The following is a 12,908-nucleotide window of genomic DNA, read 5'->3' as shown; positions in this document are numbered from 1 at the left end:
ACTCCCAGACAGATCGGAGGATCAGGACACACACCGAACTGCGGTGTGTTCCTCCCCCTCTGTCGCATGCTCGATTCCCGAGCGCCTGAGAGATTCGGTAGTGATCCGCCGAAGGCGGAAGCCACAGCCTTTCCCCGTCGGCGGGTGGGTTGTCCCACCGCTTTCCAGAGGCGTCGGAGCCCGTACGGTCCTTGGTGCCTGAGAGATTGACGGGGAGGTATTGCTCCTTCGGCGCCCTGATCCCGCTCACGACTGACCTTTGAGACAAAGACTGAAACAAAGACAAGTTCGGTGAATCGGTATCCGAGGCTCTCCCGTACGCCGGCGACGCAGGCCCAGTCTAGTTGACCGAAACGCCTACCTGCACCGTGGCATCCTCCAAAGAGATGTGACGTACGTTATCCGGTTTTGCGGCTGGCGCGATTCTTGCGTCGCGAAGCCAACTCGTCTTCCGGGTTGGGATCACTTTCGCCGCCGTCGGCCCGCTCGGCGGGGAAGTCGGCGATCGTTCCGGTGAGTTCACGCATCGCGCCACTGACTGCGATGCCGAATACGCCCTGCCCACCCTGGAGGAGGTCGACGACCTCTTCGGGGGACGTGCATTCGTACACGGTGGTGCCGTCGGAGAACAGAGTGATGTTGGCAAGATCGCGGACGCCACGCTTACGGAGGTGATCGACGGCAACGCGGATGTTCTGCAGTGAGATGCCGGTATCGAGCAGACGCTTCACGATCTTCAGAACGAGAATGTCCTTGAAGGAGTACAGACGTTGGCTTCCGGATCCGGCAGCGCCACGGATCGACGGAACAACCAACGACGTCCGTGCCCAGTAGTCGAGTTGGCGGTACGTGATCCCGGCGATCTGGCACGCACTGGGTACTCGATATCCGACGAGGTCGTCGGGGATGGAATCGTCCGGGAACAAGCCCGGCTGCAGCTCTTCGGAAGACATTTCTGCAGTCGCGGCACTACCGGCTATGCCCGTCCCGCGCTCATTCGACTGTTCTTCCACTGCCGTCTCCCTCTCGCTTCGCCATCATGTAACCAACCTGTGCTATCAGCAGTCACGAGAATCCCGTGCCGACCGAACTTTCAGATGTGAATCCAAGGCAGGTAATTCCATGAGTGGACTTACCCAGAGTACGCCTCGATCGACAAGGCGAGAAGATCTCCACCGCACGCAACGGTAAGTCCAGGAGGGTGCATGGTCAACGCAACACGCCGACCGAGACTCAACCTCTACTTGAGAGTTGAAGACTAAAGTCCGCAACCAGTCAATTCAGGCTAACCATCAGTGGCTTTGAAATCGTCCGGCGAGATGGTGTCGAGGAATTCCTTGAACTTCTCGACCTCGTCTTCGCGCTCGTCGGGAATGACCAGACCGGCCTCGGCGAGAACAGCCTCCGACGCGAAGATCGGAACGCCGATGCGCAGGGCCAATGCAATCGAGTCCGACGGACGTGCCGAGACAGTGGTCTGCTCGTCGAAGACGAGATCCGCGTAGAAAGTGCCCTCTTGCAGGTCCACGATCCGAACTTCCTTGAGGCTCCGACCGAAAGATTCGATCAAGATCTTGATCAGGTCGTGAGTCAGCGGCCGCGCCGGCTCGACTCCCTGTTGTTCGAGAACAATCGCGGTAGCTTCGGTTTGCCCGATCCAGATCGGCAGGTACCGATCGCCGTCGGACTCTCGCAGCAACAGGACCGGCTGATTCTGAGGCTGCTCGACACGAACTCCGATCACACGCATTTCGCCCATCGAGCTTGCCTCCAACCTGACGTGATCCAGCCGACCGACTCCGATGCGGTCGTACTGAAATTCTATTCGAGTGTGCCCCGCTGATCGAGGAACTCAGCGATCGAGACTTCCCCGAACTGCCGATTTGACCAGACACGTGTGCAAAGTCAGTGACAGAGCGGCCAGCTCCCGCACCATTTCCTCGGCACGATCACGTGCTCCGGCGTCACGACCCTTGGCAACCGGTCCGGCGATCTGAGTCACCAGTCCCGCTTCGCGATCAGCAGCCAACTTGAACGCGCGCAGATGGCGCACCTCCAAGCCGTACTCGGACATCGCCTTAGCGGTGCGCGCCAACGTCACGGCATCCTCGTCGAAGAAGCCCGCCGCGCCGGGAACGACCAAACCGGTGCGGATCAGATCGGTCAGAAACCGATCGTCGATGTCGGCGCGCGCGAGAAGATCCTGACGACCGACTCGAACTTCGCGATCGACCCGGAACGCCTCGGGTGAGACATCGCCCGTAGCGATCGACAGGACGCGAGCACGACGAGGCGCAGGAACTTCTGCACTCACCGTCGCTGCGCCACTGTCGATCGCTTCGAGTTGTTCTTTGATCACTTTGAGCGGCAGGTACTGATCGCGTTGAGCGGTCAGCACGAAGCGAAGACGCTCGCAGTCCTCGACAGAGAATCTGCGGTATCCCGACGGTGTCCGTTGCGGGCTGATCAAGCCCTCGGACTCGAGGAAACGGATCTTCGAAATCGTCACGTCGGGAAAATCTGGACGCAACCGATCCAGCACGGAACCAATCGACATTCCGGGCTGGCTCTGCTGCCGCACTGCCGTCATTAGCTACCCGCACCTGCTGACGACTCGCCGACCTGCGAACCGCCGGCACGAGGGCCGGTGAGGAACACCAGACGGAACTTGCCGATCTGAACCTCGTCACCATTCGCGAGAACTGCCGAATCGACAGGCTCACGGTTGACGTAGGTGCCGTTGAGGCTTCCGACGTCGACGACGTGGAAATCTGCATCTTCCTGACGGAACTCGGCGTGACGACGGCTGACGGTCACGTCGTCGAGGAAGATGTCGCTGTCCGGGTGCCGACCTGCCGACGTCGTCGGCTGATCGAGCAAGAAGCGGGATCCTGCATTCGGTCCCCGCTTGACCACCAGAAGTGCGGCTCCGGCGGGAAGGCCTTCCACGCCCGAAACCGGCTGCTCGGCGGCCGGTGCTGCAGAGGAGGTGTTGTCGAGCTCATTGAGGAAGTCCGCGCGGAAAACCGAAGTGGTCTCCGCCGGCGACTCCCCATAGCCCGCGTCGTTACCGTTCTCGCTCACTGTTTCTCCTCCTGGGTCAATCATCCAGATCATGAATCACTGGACTACGCAGTGCACTTTCTTCACGAGCATCTTTCACAGTCACGTTCGATACGGCCCTGCGCCCCGACTCGGCACATGCGTACCTAACGACCGTACCCTGCGCAGACCGCCGTGTGCAGCGAGACAGGCCGCGACACAACACGAGTTGGCCGGTCCACGCGCAGGTTTTCTACTCGGACGTGAGTCCCTTGTATGCCTCCGCGTCCAGAGTTGCCGCGAGTGCGGCGTCGAGTGTGGCCTCGTCGGCAACCTCGAGTTCGACCAACCAACCCGTGTCGTACGGGTCGGTGTTGACGAGGTCGGGCTGTCCGTCCAATTCACCGTTCGCTGCAAGAACTTTCGCAGTGAACGGAGCAAAGATGTCGGAGACGCTCTTGGTCGACTCGACCTCACCGAGCGATTCACCGGCGGTCACGTCTTCGTCGACAGCGGGAAGCTGGACGAACACGACGTCACCGAGCTGCGACTGAGCAAAGTCGGTGATACCGACTCGAACTGAGGTCGGGCCGGTTCGCTTCACCCACTCGTGCTCCGCGGTGTAGCGCAGATCGGTAGGTGTATCGAGCTCACTCACAGTGGCTTCCTTTCACAGGCCGTCCGAAAGTCGGACGCAAAAAGATCAATTTCCGGGTTGAGCGTATTGGCGCGGATTCAATTGTCGCAAGACGGAGATCGTGACCTGCTGCGATTGCTCGACGGACGACGTTCCGCCATTGCGTGCGACATTGTCGAAGACGCCTCCGGGAATGTTCAACGCTGCCGCCAATGTCGGCGGATCTCCGATCGCGGTCACAGTGTACGGCTGCTCGATCCGGGTTCCGTCCAATTCGATCTCGCCGCCGCGCCCACTCACCCACGAGTTCACGCCGATACGAATGGGTTCGCCGTTCGCACCTGCGATCGAGATGGCTTCGGCACCGGCAGCACGCAGTTCCTGGATGAGATCGAGAATCACTTCCGATCCGACGCCGCCCGCCGGATCTGTCAGGGTCATCGTCACACCCGGTCCAATGGCCGGAGCGGTCCCCACTTGAATGGAGAGTGAGGTCAGCCGCGCCCGCGCCTCGTCCAGCGCTGCTCCCGTGTTGCCACCGGCTTCCAAAGTGGCAAGCGATTCCTGAAGATTCGCGACTTCCTGCCTCAGCGCGGCTTCGCGCCGATTCAAATTGTCGAGAACCACCAGGAGGTCGGCAGGGCGCGCGGCGTCGAGTGAATCTCCGGCCACTGTGCTGCGTACCTGTGTGGCAATCGCAACGCCGAGCACGCCCAACAGCACAGCAGCGAGGATTGCGAAGACGACGTTGGTGCGGTGTTTGGACGGTGAACGCAACTCGTGACGACCTTCACCCGCAGTGATGACGGGAGGTTCTTCTTCCGGTTCGGTCGTGGAATGTTCCGCCATGACTCACGCTCCGAACAGTCGGCGTCGCAATGCCGCTGCGTTGCCGAAGATCCGGATACCCAACACGACGACGATCGCCGTCGAGAGTTGAGTACCGACACCCAACTGATCACCGAGCCAGACGATCAACGACGCGACGAGCACGTTGAAGACGAAGGAAACCACGAACACCTTCGCGTCGAAGATTTCGTCCAGATACGCGCGTAGTCCACCGAAGACGGCGTCGAGCGCCGCAACGACAGCGATCGGAAGATAGGGCTGGATCACGTCGGGCACCTGCGGGCTGAAAACTACGCCCAGGACGATGCCGACGACCAGTGCTGCGAGTCCGTACAGGGCGGAACCGGCCTTCATCGAACTCCTTCTGTCACTTGGGTTCTGTGGGTTCTGTTGCCACTCGGACGGCGCGAGGCGCCGCAGGCGGCAGAGTCAACGAATCGTCTTCGGCCACCGCGAAACCGACTCCGTACAGTTGCGAGACGCTAGACATTCTCACGTAGGCGTCGCTGACGACGAATTTCCGCTGCAGTGCTCGCGTGTCTCCGATCGCCTCGACGAGGTACGGGGAGAAAACAGGTTGGTTGTCGACGAGCATCGCGCCGCCCGCCTGACGAATGGTCACCGTCGGCCCGATTCGCACGCCGCCGACGGCGATCGCCTCCGCTCCCCCAGCCCACAGGGCGTTTACGACGGTCTGCAGATCGCGATCGAGGACAACTGTCTTACCGCCGACACTCCGTTGCGACGCATCCGAGAGGTTCGGGCGTCCGGCCGGGTCGGTCAACGTCACCACCAGTCCCTCCCCGTGAACAGCTTCGGCTCCTGCGCCGGATTCGACCGCTCGCAGTTGGTCGAGGACGGCGCTGCCGCGTGCATCGCCTTCGAGCACCACGCCGCGCGCGGCGTCGACGGCTCCGCCGAGTGAATCGCGGGACGCGGCCAGTGAATCGATTCGATCCTCCGCATCACGGACCTTCGCCACCAACTCGCTTCGAACCTCTTCGGTGCCGGTCACCTGCTTCGTCGCCTGAACAGCCGAGACCGTGACGATGAACCCGATCAACAGTGCGCCGAGGGCCAGCCACGGCCCCGTCTTCGAGGATCTGTTCTTGGTGTGCTCGTGCTGGCGTTCGAATGCAGTTGCCTCGTAGCCCGGGTCGAGATGTTCGGTCATGAGTGACCGAAGCAGCGACGGTACCGGGTTACGACGGACGTCCTCCCCGGTCGACTTCATCGGGGCACGACCTCGTGGGTTCGCGCAACGTCAACGGCCTTGAGCGCGTAGATCGCGGCAGTCCACACGTACAGGACGGTTCCCCAGATCAGGAAAGCGAAACCGAAGGCATGGGTGAACGGTCCGATGGCCCAGTCTCCGTGCCCGGCAAGAATCAACGGCAGAGCGAACATCAGTAGGAAGGTCGCAGCCTTGCCGAGATAAACCACCTCGGGCGGTGGCAGGCCACGCCTGCGGTAGATCGGCAGCGTCAACGCAAGCAGAAGATCACGGCCGATGAGTATCGCTGCGACCCACCAGGGAATGAAATCGCGGGCGACGAAGGTGACCAGTGTCGTCACGACGTACAGACGATCGACCAGCGGGTCGAGAAGCGCTCCCAGACGCGAGGTCTGTCCGAGCACTCTGGCCAGCTTGCCGTCGAGCCAGTCGGTGAACCCGCTGAGCATCAGCAGCGCCAATGCCCAGCCGTCCGAGTGCGTGACGAGCAGCAGGTAGGCGAACAGCGGCAGAGCGAGTAGACGCACGATACTGAGCACGTTGGGAACAGTGAGAATCCGGTCCGTGGGGATCGGTTCTTGTTCGCCAGAGTTCACTGCACACACCTCGCGTCGTTCGATTGCCGTGCGGCCAGCTTTCCACAGCACGACGGACTATTCGCCGAGGCGCCGTAGCCTGAACTGTCCCGAGCGTGTCGAGCTGCCCTTATCTCCAGGCGAACACCGGCTGCTCGAGCTTGTCGATGCGCGTGTGCCGTCCGTTCAGCACTTCGCGGAACTGATAGATGACGGCTCCGGTCGGCGCATGGATCAGGCTCGTTCGGAACGGCCATTGGATCACCGGGTTCGCTGACTCCTCGATGGTGACGAAGCGCGAGTCCACGTCGAGCTCCTCCGACGTGACGGCATACACCTGGGCCACCTCGTCGGGATTGGGTACCAGTCCCCCGATGTCCTCGCCCGACCACATGACGAACGGCCGGATCACGAATCCCGAACGAGTGACGTAGTCGTCGAGCTGGCCGATGATCTTCGACTCGGGAACGTCGACACCCAGCTCCTCGGAAAGTTCCCGAACCGCTGCCTGTTCGGACGACTCGCCCGGGTCGACGCTTCCGCCCGGCAACGCGAATTGACCGGGGTGGGCGCGCATCTTGCTCGGCCGCTTCGTCACCGGGAACACTGGTGTTCCGTCCGCTGTCCGCATGACGACGATGACCACCGACGCCGAGCGCCTTCCGTCCAATTCGACCGACCGAGGTTCGAAAGCGGCAAGTGAGGCGACCACGTGGTCCCGATTCAGTAAATCTCCGTTCACCATGGCTCGACAGTAGCGCCACGAGACTGAGACCCTCAGCCAGTCTGGTCCATTTTGGCCGCTTCGCCTGATTATCGGTCTGTATTCCTGTCATGCTGAACAGGCAGAATCCACCGTGCGGCATGGCGAGAAGAGAACCTCGATGGCTGAGCAGTCCCAGACCCCCACCCCGCAGACCGACCAGGGCGCGCCGGGCGCGTCGAATCGGGCCTCTCGCTTTGCTTCCGACACGCTGAGCGTCCTGCGGCGTGTGCCGTTCACCGCGAGCGTCGTGCTCACCATCACCGTCGTCGGGATCGCGACCGGCGCCCTGTGGAATCACGTCCGTACCTATTCGTGGTTCAACGACATCGCCTACGGAGTTCCTGCCTTGCAGGAAGGCAAGTGGTGGACTCTCGTCACGGGGTGGTTCTTCGGATTGACGCCGGGTCAGTATGTTTCGATCATCGTCGTTTTTGCCTTCGCGGTCGGCTGGTGCGAATGGCGCCTGGGAACCAAGAACGCGGCCATCGTCACGATCAGCGGTCAGTTGGCGGGCGAACTCGGTGCATCGCTCCTCCTCGGGGCGGGCAGCCACACCGACTGGGATTGGGCTCGCAACCTCGCCACCCACCGCGACGTCGGCGTGACCACCGCAATCATCGCCGCACTCGCCGCGACCACGGCAACACTCCGCTCGCCCTGGCGAATGCGAGTGCGCGCCATTCTGTGCGCGTACATTGCGATCGCGTTCCTCTTCGAAGGCCGCCTCGCCGACGTGCAGCACCTCATCGCGGTCGCGATATTCCTGCCGGTGGGCGAGAAGTTCTTCGGCGACGGAGAGCGCGGGTTCATCCCCCGAACGCGACGCGAGATCCGCCTGCTCGGATTCATCGGCCTGCTCCTGATCGGCGTGGTCGAGATCGCCGTCTGGCTGTTCCCCGGAAGCGGACCGTTCGGGCCGACGGAAGCCGAAACCGGTTCGGGCTGGACGGCATTGATCGACGTGGTCATCGTTGCCCTGATCGCGGACCAGTTGCGACGAGGTCGCCGCTGGGCCTGGTGGGTTGCCGTGGTGTTCGGTTCACTGACGGTTTTGGCCACCGCCCTCGTCCTCGTCTCGGTCATCTTCTTCGACTACGAGAGCGCCGGCGCCGTCACGGTCGGTACCGCGCTGCTCTGGCTTCTCGAACTCATCTTGTTGATCAAGGGCCGCCACGCTTTTCACGTACCGATGCGGCGCAAGATTCGAGGCGGGCCGTTGTCCGGGAACGATCCGCGCGCCGCCGCTCGGGAACTACTCAAACGACACGGCGGCGGAACCATGTCGTGGATGACGACGTGGGACGGCAACAGTTACTACTTCGGCGAGTCGGGTGAGAGCGTCGTTGCATTCCAACGGCATGTCGGTGTCGTCGTGGTCCTGGCCGATCCGATAGCGAGCCCCGACCGACTTGCCGCAGCGGTCGACGAATTCACGACGATGTCCGAAGCCAACGGCCTCACTCCCTGCTTGTTCTCCGTGGGGAAGGAGACAGCCGACGCCGCCACCCGGCGTGGCTGGCGCACCGTTCAGGTCGCCGAAGACACGATCGTCGACCTACCAGAACTGCAGTTCACCGGTAAATCCTGGCAGGACATCCGCTCGGCGCTCAACAAGGCCAAGAAGGACGACATCACCTTCCGGATGACAACATTGGCCGACGAGCCGTTCTCCGTATTGGCTCAGGTGCGCGCCATCTCCGAGGAATGGGTGGGCGACAAGGGGCTACCCGAGATGGGGTTCACCCTCGGAAGCGTCGAGGAGGCGCTCGACCGCGACGTCCGGGTCGGCTTGGCCGTCGACCCGACCGGAAGCATTCACGGCGTCACCTCGTGGTTGCCGGTGTACGGCGAAGGCGGCGTGGTTCGGGGTTGGACACTCGACGTCATGCGTCGACGTCCCGACGGGTTCCGTCCGGTGGTCGAGTTCCTCATCGCATCGTCGGCCCTCGAGTTCAAAGAACAAGGTGCCCAATTCGTCTCACTGTCCGGAGCACCGCTCGCCCGCAGCGACGACGGCGCCGACGCCGCATCGATGGACCGCCTGCTGGACATGCTCGGAGCCGCGATGGAACCGCTCTACGGCTTCCGGTCTCTTCACGCGTTCAAGAAGAAGTTCAAGCCGAGGTACGAACCCGTTTTCCTGTGTTTCCGCGACGAGGCCGACCTGCCTCGGATCGGAATCGCACTGACGCGTGCCTACCTGCCCGACGCAACGGCTCCTCAGCTGATCAAGCTCGCCACCAGCAAGAGTTGACGCCGTGCGGTCCTGGTTCGAGCACACGGTCGTCGACACCGGCAGGCTCCCGCTGTTCTTCCTCCTACTCGCCTTTGTCCTGACGTTCCTGTTCATCCGCTTCAGCGTCCGGATGATCCGGGCCGAGGTCTCGTGGTGGCCAGGCAATGTCACGCCCGGTGGAATGCACATCCACCACATGGTTTTCGGTTTGATGATGATGCTCGTGTCCGGCTTCGCCTTCATCGCTCTGGCCGACTATCACACCCCGATCGCCAATTGTGTTCTCGCGTCGGTGTTCGGTATCGGCAGCGCGTTGGTCCTCGACGAGTACGCGCTCGTGTTGCATCTGCGCGATGTCTACTGGGCCGAGGAGGGTCGCTCGTCCATCGACGCGGTGTTCGTTGCCATCGCGATCTCGTTCCTTTTCCTTCTCGGGGTCCACCCGATCGGGTTCGCGGGAGAGTTCGACCCGTACGAGCAGGACCGTAGCCTGGCGACGTTGATCGGCGTTGTCGTCGCGATCGTCATCCAACTCGGACTCGCCGTGATCACGTTGATGAAGGGCAAACTCTGGACCGGCTTGATCGGGCTGTTCTTCACCCCACTTCTGTTGATCGGAGCAATTCGGTTGAGTCGCCCGGGTGCCCCGTGGGCGCGCTCGCGTTACCGCGACAAGCCGGCGAAGATGAGCCGGGCAGTGGCCCGTGAACAGCGTTATCGCGAGCCGATGATCCACGCGAAGATCTACGTTCAGGAAACGGTGTCGGGAAGTTTCGGTTCCACTCCCCCGCCCCCACCACCGCTCCCCGTCGTCGACACCACAACCCCCACGTCGAAGGTCGGATTGTCGCGGCGGCTCTCGGACAGAATTCGCTGGCGTCGAACTCGCCGACGATTACGAACAGTCCCCGTCTGGCGTCTCCCGGTGATCCTCGTCGTCCTGTCCGTCGTCACCGCGAACATCCTCGTCGGGATCGACGGAGACCTGGTCAGCGACGGCGACGTCGGTACCATTTCCGAGGGCGTCGACGCCGGGGCCACCGCGACGCTGCTCAGCGTCATCGCCGGCGGGATGATCACTCTCACCGGTCTGGTGTTCACCGCCATCACCCTCGCAATGCAGTTCGGCGCCTCGCAGATTTCGGTGCGGGTGGTCCCGATGCTCGCGCAGCAGCGGGTGATGCGGTGGTCGATCGGCATGTTTCTGGCCACGTTCGTCTTCTCCTTGATCATTGCGCTCGATCTGGCGCTCGATTCGGAGAATTCCTCACCGACCATCTCCACGGCGATCGCACTGCTTCTGGCATTGGCCAGTGCGATCCTGTTCATCGCGTTGGTGGCGAAGGCCGGGTCGATTCTCAATTCCAGTCGGTTGCTGCGTTGGATAGCGGCCCAGGGCCGGAGCGCGACGATTCGTGCCTATCCGCTGTACGAGGACTTACCCTCGGGCGCACCGAAACCCAGTCAGCCACTTCCCCTCCACCAACCGCACGAGTCCGAAACCTCCGAGAGCGCCGACGCACTGGTGATTCGCCTGCGCCACCTCTCACCCGACGGCCGGATTCTGCTGGCGATCGATCTCGCACGCCTGCAGCGGTTGGCCGGCCGCTGGGACGTCTCGGTCGAGGTCGTCCCCAGCATCGGCGAGTTCGTCGCCCAGAACGCGCCCCTCTTCGAGGTACGCGGACCGTCGCTGAAGGTACGCCCGGACACTTTGATGTCGTGCTTGATCTTCGGTGACACGCACAGCCCGGTCGTCAGCCCCGGTGCAGCGCTTCAGTCGATCGTGGACATCGCGCTCAAGGCACTGTCACCCGCCATCAACGACCCGGGCCGAGCCGTCCAGGCTCTCGACCACATCGAAGATCTTCTGGTACTTCTCGCCCCGCGGGTCCGCTTCGACACGTCAACCTCGGATCTCACGCTGATCAGAGGGCAGCAACGCACCTGGACCGATTACGTGTCCGTCGCCACCGACGAGATCCGGCACTTCAGTACCAATTCCGCGCAGGTCCAGCGTCGTCTGCGCGCGGTATTCGCGACCTTGCTCGAAGCCTGCCCGCCGGACCAGCACCCTCCGCTACTCGAGCGCGTCGACGCACTCGATGCGCAATTGACCCGAGAATGGACCGGCGCACTCGACCTTCGGCTCGCGAGTGTGGCGGATCCGCAGGGATTGGGCTCCGAAGCCGGGGCGACCGGAAGAATTCACCCGCTGATCATCGGGTCTTCGGAACTTCCGGACGATCGTTCATCCGGGCAGACCGAGTCGCGTTCCCAGCCAACCTAATTGACTCGCCAATCCAGCCGACCACACCTGGAAGCTGTGCCCTCCGTCGACCTCGGCGTACTGGACGTCCATCCCTGCGGCCTTTGCGGCTTCGTAGAGCGTTTGAAGACCTGGGCGGTAGTCGTTGTCCTGTTTGCCGACCACGAACACCCCGGCGCTGTCGGGGAACTTCTTCTCCCGGAGCAGATCCTGCGGATTCACTGCCACGAACGCGGCGTCATTGCCGCCGAACGCTGCATCGACCGTCTGCTTGCGATCGCCGAGTGTGGGTTCGATCTGACCGGACAGATCCAGGAACGTCGGATACACCGCGGGGAAGTTCGTTGCCATCTGGAACGCGCAGGTACCGCCGTAGGAAAGTCCCCCGATCGCCCACTTCCTCGGGTCGGGATCCACCTGGAGGTTCCCGCGCACCCAGTCGGGAACATCGCGCGAAAGGTACGTTGCGACGTTCCCGAGTTGAGAATCGACGCAGAGCGGATTCGCCAGTTCCGACCCGGTCCCGTCAGCAACGACGACAACGGGAGCCAAGCCCGAATGCGCAGCGGCGTAGGTGTCCATGGTCTGGACGAGACGTCCGCCCTGTAGCCAGTCCTCGGGCGCGCCTGGTTGGCCGGCAAGCAGGACCAACACGGGCAACTCCGGTCGCGGGTTGGTGAAATACGCGGGCGGTAGGTAGATCTCGGCGTCGCGGACGCTGAATCCGGAGACCGTCCCCGCAATCGTGACCGTGCTGACCTTGCCCGCCGACGGCATGTCCGCGGGAGCCTTCCATTGCGAAACCGGTACCGCCCCGTCCTTGCCGTCGTCCAGGTCGGCGAGTGAAACCTTCTCCGCGTCCGAGAGTCCCAGCGCTGTTCCCAACGTCGGATACGACTGGAACTGCAGATTCACGTGAGCCGCGCTCGACACGACCACCAGGAGCACCGAGACCACGGTGAGCACGCGACCGTCGATCCGCGTCGCCGCAAATACCCGCGAGCCACCCAGCAGCACGCCGAGAATGCCCAACCCGATCCACACGTAGACCGGACGGGCAATCGGATCGGGGAACGGGTGCCACACCTTCTCGATCAGCCAGTACAGCACGAGAGTGATCGCGATTGCCGCGACGATGCAGACCGGAATCGAGATCAGCACGTGACGCCTCGATCTCGAGAAGATCAGCCAGAGAAGTGCCAGAATTCCGAGCACCGTCACCACGGGCGGAACCGGGCCCGTGACCAGCGACAGATCCGTGATCGTGTGCACGTCGTCTCCTGTCGCAGCCCTGTTTAGA

At 62.7% G+C, this 12,908-nt stretch carries 13 protein-coding genes and 1 riboswitch; of the genes, 2 read left to right on the top strand and 11 right to left on the bottom strand.

All coding sequences use genetic code 11. From position 1 onward, the window contains the following. Positions 1-49: 49 nt before the first annotated feature. A riboswitch (glycine riboswitch) is annotated at positions 50-178 on the bottom strand. 220 nt (positions 179-398) lie between these two features. The 10 genes from QRN54_RS26410 to QRN54_RS26365 form a co-directional block, all read right to left on the bottom strand. Beyond that, positions 399-953, bottom strand: coding sequence for a MerR family transcriptional regulator (locus tag QRN54_RS26410; RefSeq protein WP_021344354.1), 555 nt, complete (start codon positions 951-953; stop codon positions 399-401). A gap of 332 nt (positions 954-1,285) precedes the next feature. Further along, positions 1,286-1,759 carry a bifunctional nuclease family protein gene (locus QRN54_RS26405; protein ID WP_003946194.1) on the bottom strand — a complete coding sequence of 158 codons (474 nt, stop codon included), beginning with the start codon at positions 1,757-1,759 and terminating at the stop codon, positions 1,286-1,288. A 93-nt stretch (positions 1,760-1,852) separates the two neighbouring features. Further along, a complete protein-coding gene (gene ftsR / locus QRN54_RS26400; RefSeq protein ID WP_003946161.1) occupies positions 1,853-2,590 on the bottom strand; it encodes a transcriptional regulator FtsR in 738 nt (245 codons plus the stop codon). After that, positions 2,590-3,084, bottom strand: coding sequence for a glycogen accumulation regulator GarA (gene garA, locus QRN54_RS26395; RefSeq protein WP_003946166.1), 495 nt, complete (start codon positions 3,082-3,084; stop codon positions 2,590-2,592). The genes ftsR and garA overlap by 1 nt, the downstream gene beginning before the upstream one ends. Before the next feature lie 211 nt (positions 3,085-3,295). Next, the gene (gene gcvH / locus QRN54_RS26390; RefSeq protein ID WP_003946160.1) at positions 3,296-3,700 is read right to left on the bottom strand and encodes a glycine cleavage system protein GcvH; all 405 of its coding nucleotides are present in this window, start codon (positions 3,698-3,700) and stop codon (positions 3,296-3,298) included. Between the two features lie 45 nt (positions 3,701-3,745). Beyond that, a complete protein-coding gene (locus QRN54_RS26385; protein ID WP_075833253.1) occupies positions 3,746-4,528 on the bottom strand; it encodes a DUF881 domain-containing protein in 783 nt (260 codons plus the stop codon). Between the two features lie 3 nt (positions 4,529-4,531). Further along, positions 4,532-4,882 (bottom strand): small basic family protein, encoded by a 351-nt coding sequence (locus QRN54_RS26380; RefSeq protein WP_003946178.1) that lies wholly within the window; start codon positions 4,880-4,882, stop codon positions 4,532-4,534. A 13-nt stretch (positions 4,883-4,895) separates the two neighbouring features. Continuing rightward, positions 4,896-5,762, bottom strand: coding sequence for a DUF881 domain-containing protein (locus QRN54_RS26375; RefSeq protein WP_054187379.1), 867 nt, complete (start codon positions 5,760-5,762; stop codon positions 4,896-4,898). Next, the gene (locus QRN54_RS26370; RefSeq protein ID WP_285183425.1) at positions 5,759-6,358 is read right to left on the bottom strand and encodes a CDP-alcohol phosphatidyltransferase family protein; all 600 of its coding nucleotides are present in this window, start codon (positions 6,356-6,358) and stop codon (positions 5,759-5,761) included. The genes QRN54_RS26375 and QRN54_RS26370 overlap by 4 nt, the downstream gene beginning before the upstream one ends. 109 nt (positions 6,359-6,467) lie before the next feature. Then, on the bottom strand, positions 6,468-7,082 hold the full coding sequence (locus QRN54_RS26365; protein ID WP_285183424.1) for an NUDIX hydrolase: 615 nt from the start codon (positions 7,080-7,082) through the stop codon (positions 6,468-6,470). A gap of 139 nt (positions 7,083-7,221) precedes the next feature. On the opposite strand from QRN54_RS26365, the gene QRN54_RS26360 reads away from it, so the two are divergent. Together QRN54_RS26360 and QRN54_RS26355 are read left to right on the top strand one after the other, a co-directional pair. Further along, positions 7,222-9,357: a bifunctional lysylphosphatidylglycerol flippase/synthetase MprF gene (locus QRN54_RS26360; protein WP_285183423.1), complete on the top strand. Its 2,136-nt coding sequence runs from the start codon at positions 7,222-7,224 to the stop codon at positions 9,355-9,357. Between the two features lie 4 nt (positions 9,358-9,361). Beyond that, positions 9,362-11,629 (top strand): DUF2254 family protein, encoded by a 2,268-nt coding sequence (locus QRN54_RS26355; RefSeq protein WP_285183422.1) that lies wholly within the window; start codon positions 9,362-9,364, stop codon positions 11,627-11,629. Here the strand turns inward: QRN54_RS26355 and QRN54_RS26350 are convergent. Beyond that, on the bottom strand, positions 11,591-12,880 hold the full coding sequence (locus QRN54_RS26350; RefSeq protein ID WP_285183421.1) for an alpha/beta hydrolase: 1,290 nt from the start codon (positions 12,878-12,880) through the stop codon (positions 11,591-11,593). The two genes, QRN54_RS26355 and QRN54_RS26350, sit on opposite strands and share 39 nt — an antisense overlap. Positions 12,881-12,908 lie beyond the last annotated feature (28 nt).

It is taken from the genome of Rhodococcus sp. MEB032, from assembly GCF_030208925.1.
Classification (GTDB): Bacteria; Actinomycetota; Actinomycetes; order Mycobacteriales; family Mycobacteriaceae; genus Rhodococcus_F; species Rhodococcus_F qingshengii.
This window is presented reverse-complemented; position numbering and strand designations above follow the sequence as displayed.

Excerpts from the sequence above, each read along its gene's own strand:
- QRN54_RS26410 (WP_021344354.1), bottom strand. The coding sequence starts at position 953 with ATGTCTTCCGAAGAGCTGCAGCCGGGCTTGTTCCCGGACGATTCCATC.
- QRN54_RS26405 (WP_003946194.1), bottom strand. The coding sequence starts at position 1,759 with ATGGGCGAAATGCGTGTGATCGGAGTTCGTGTCGAGCAGCCTCAGAAT.
- ftsR (WP_003946161.1), bottom strand. The coding sequence starts at position 2,590 with ATGACGGCAGTGCGGCAGCAGAGCCAGCCCGGAATGTCGATTGGTTCC.
- QRN54_RS26385 (WP_075833253.1), bottom strand. The coding sequence starts at position 4,528 with ATGGCGGAACATTCCACGACCGAACCGGAAGAAGAACCTCCCGTCATC.
- QRN54_RS26380 (WP_003946178.1), bottom strand. The coding sequence starts at position 4,882 with ATGAAGGCCGGTTCCGCCCTGTACGGACTCGCAGCACTGGTCGTCGGC.
- QRN54_RS26375 (WP_054187379.1), bottom strand. The coding sequence starts at position 5,762 with ATGAAGTCGACCGGGGAGGACGTCCGTCGTAACCCGGTACCGTCGCTG.
- QRN54_RS26365 (WP_285183424.1), bottom strand. The coding sequence starts at position 7,082 with ATGGTGAACGGAGATTTACTGAATCGGGACCACGTGGTCGCCTCACTT.
- QRN54_RS26360 (WP_285183423.1), top strand. The coding sequence starts at position 7,222 with ATGGCTGAGCAGTCCCAGACCCCCACCCCGCAGACCGACCAGGGCGCG.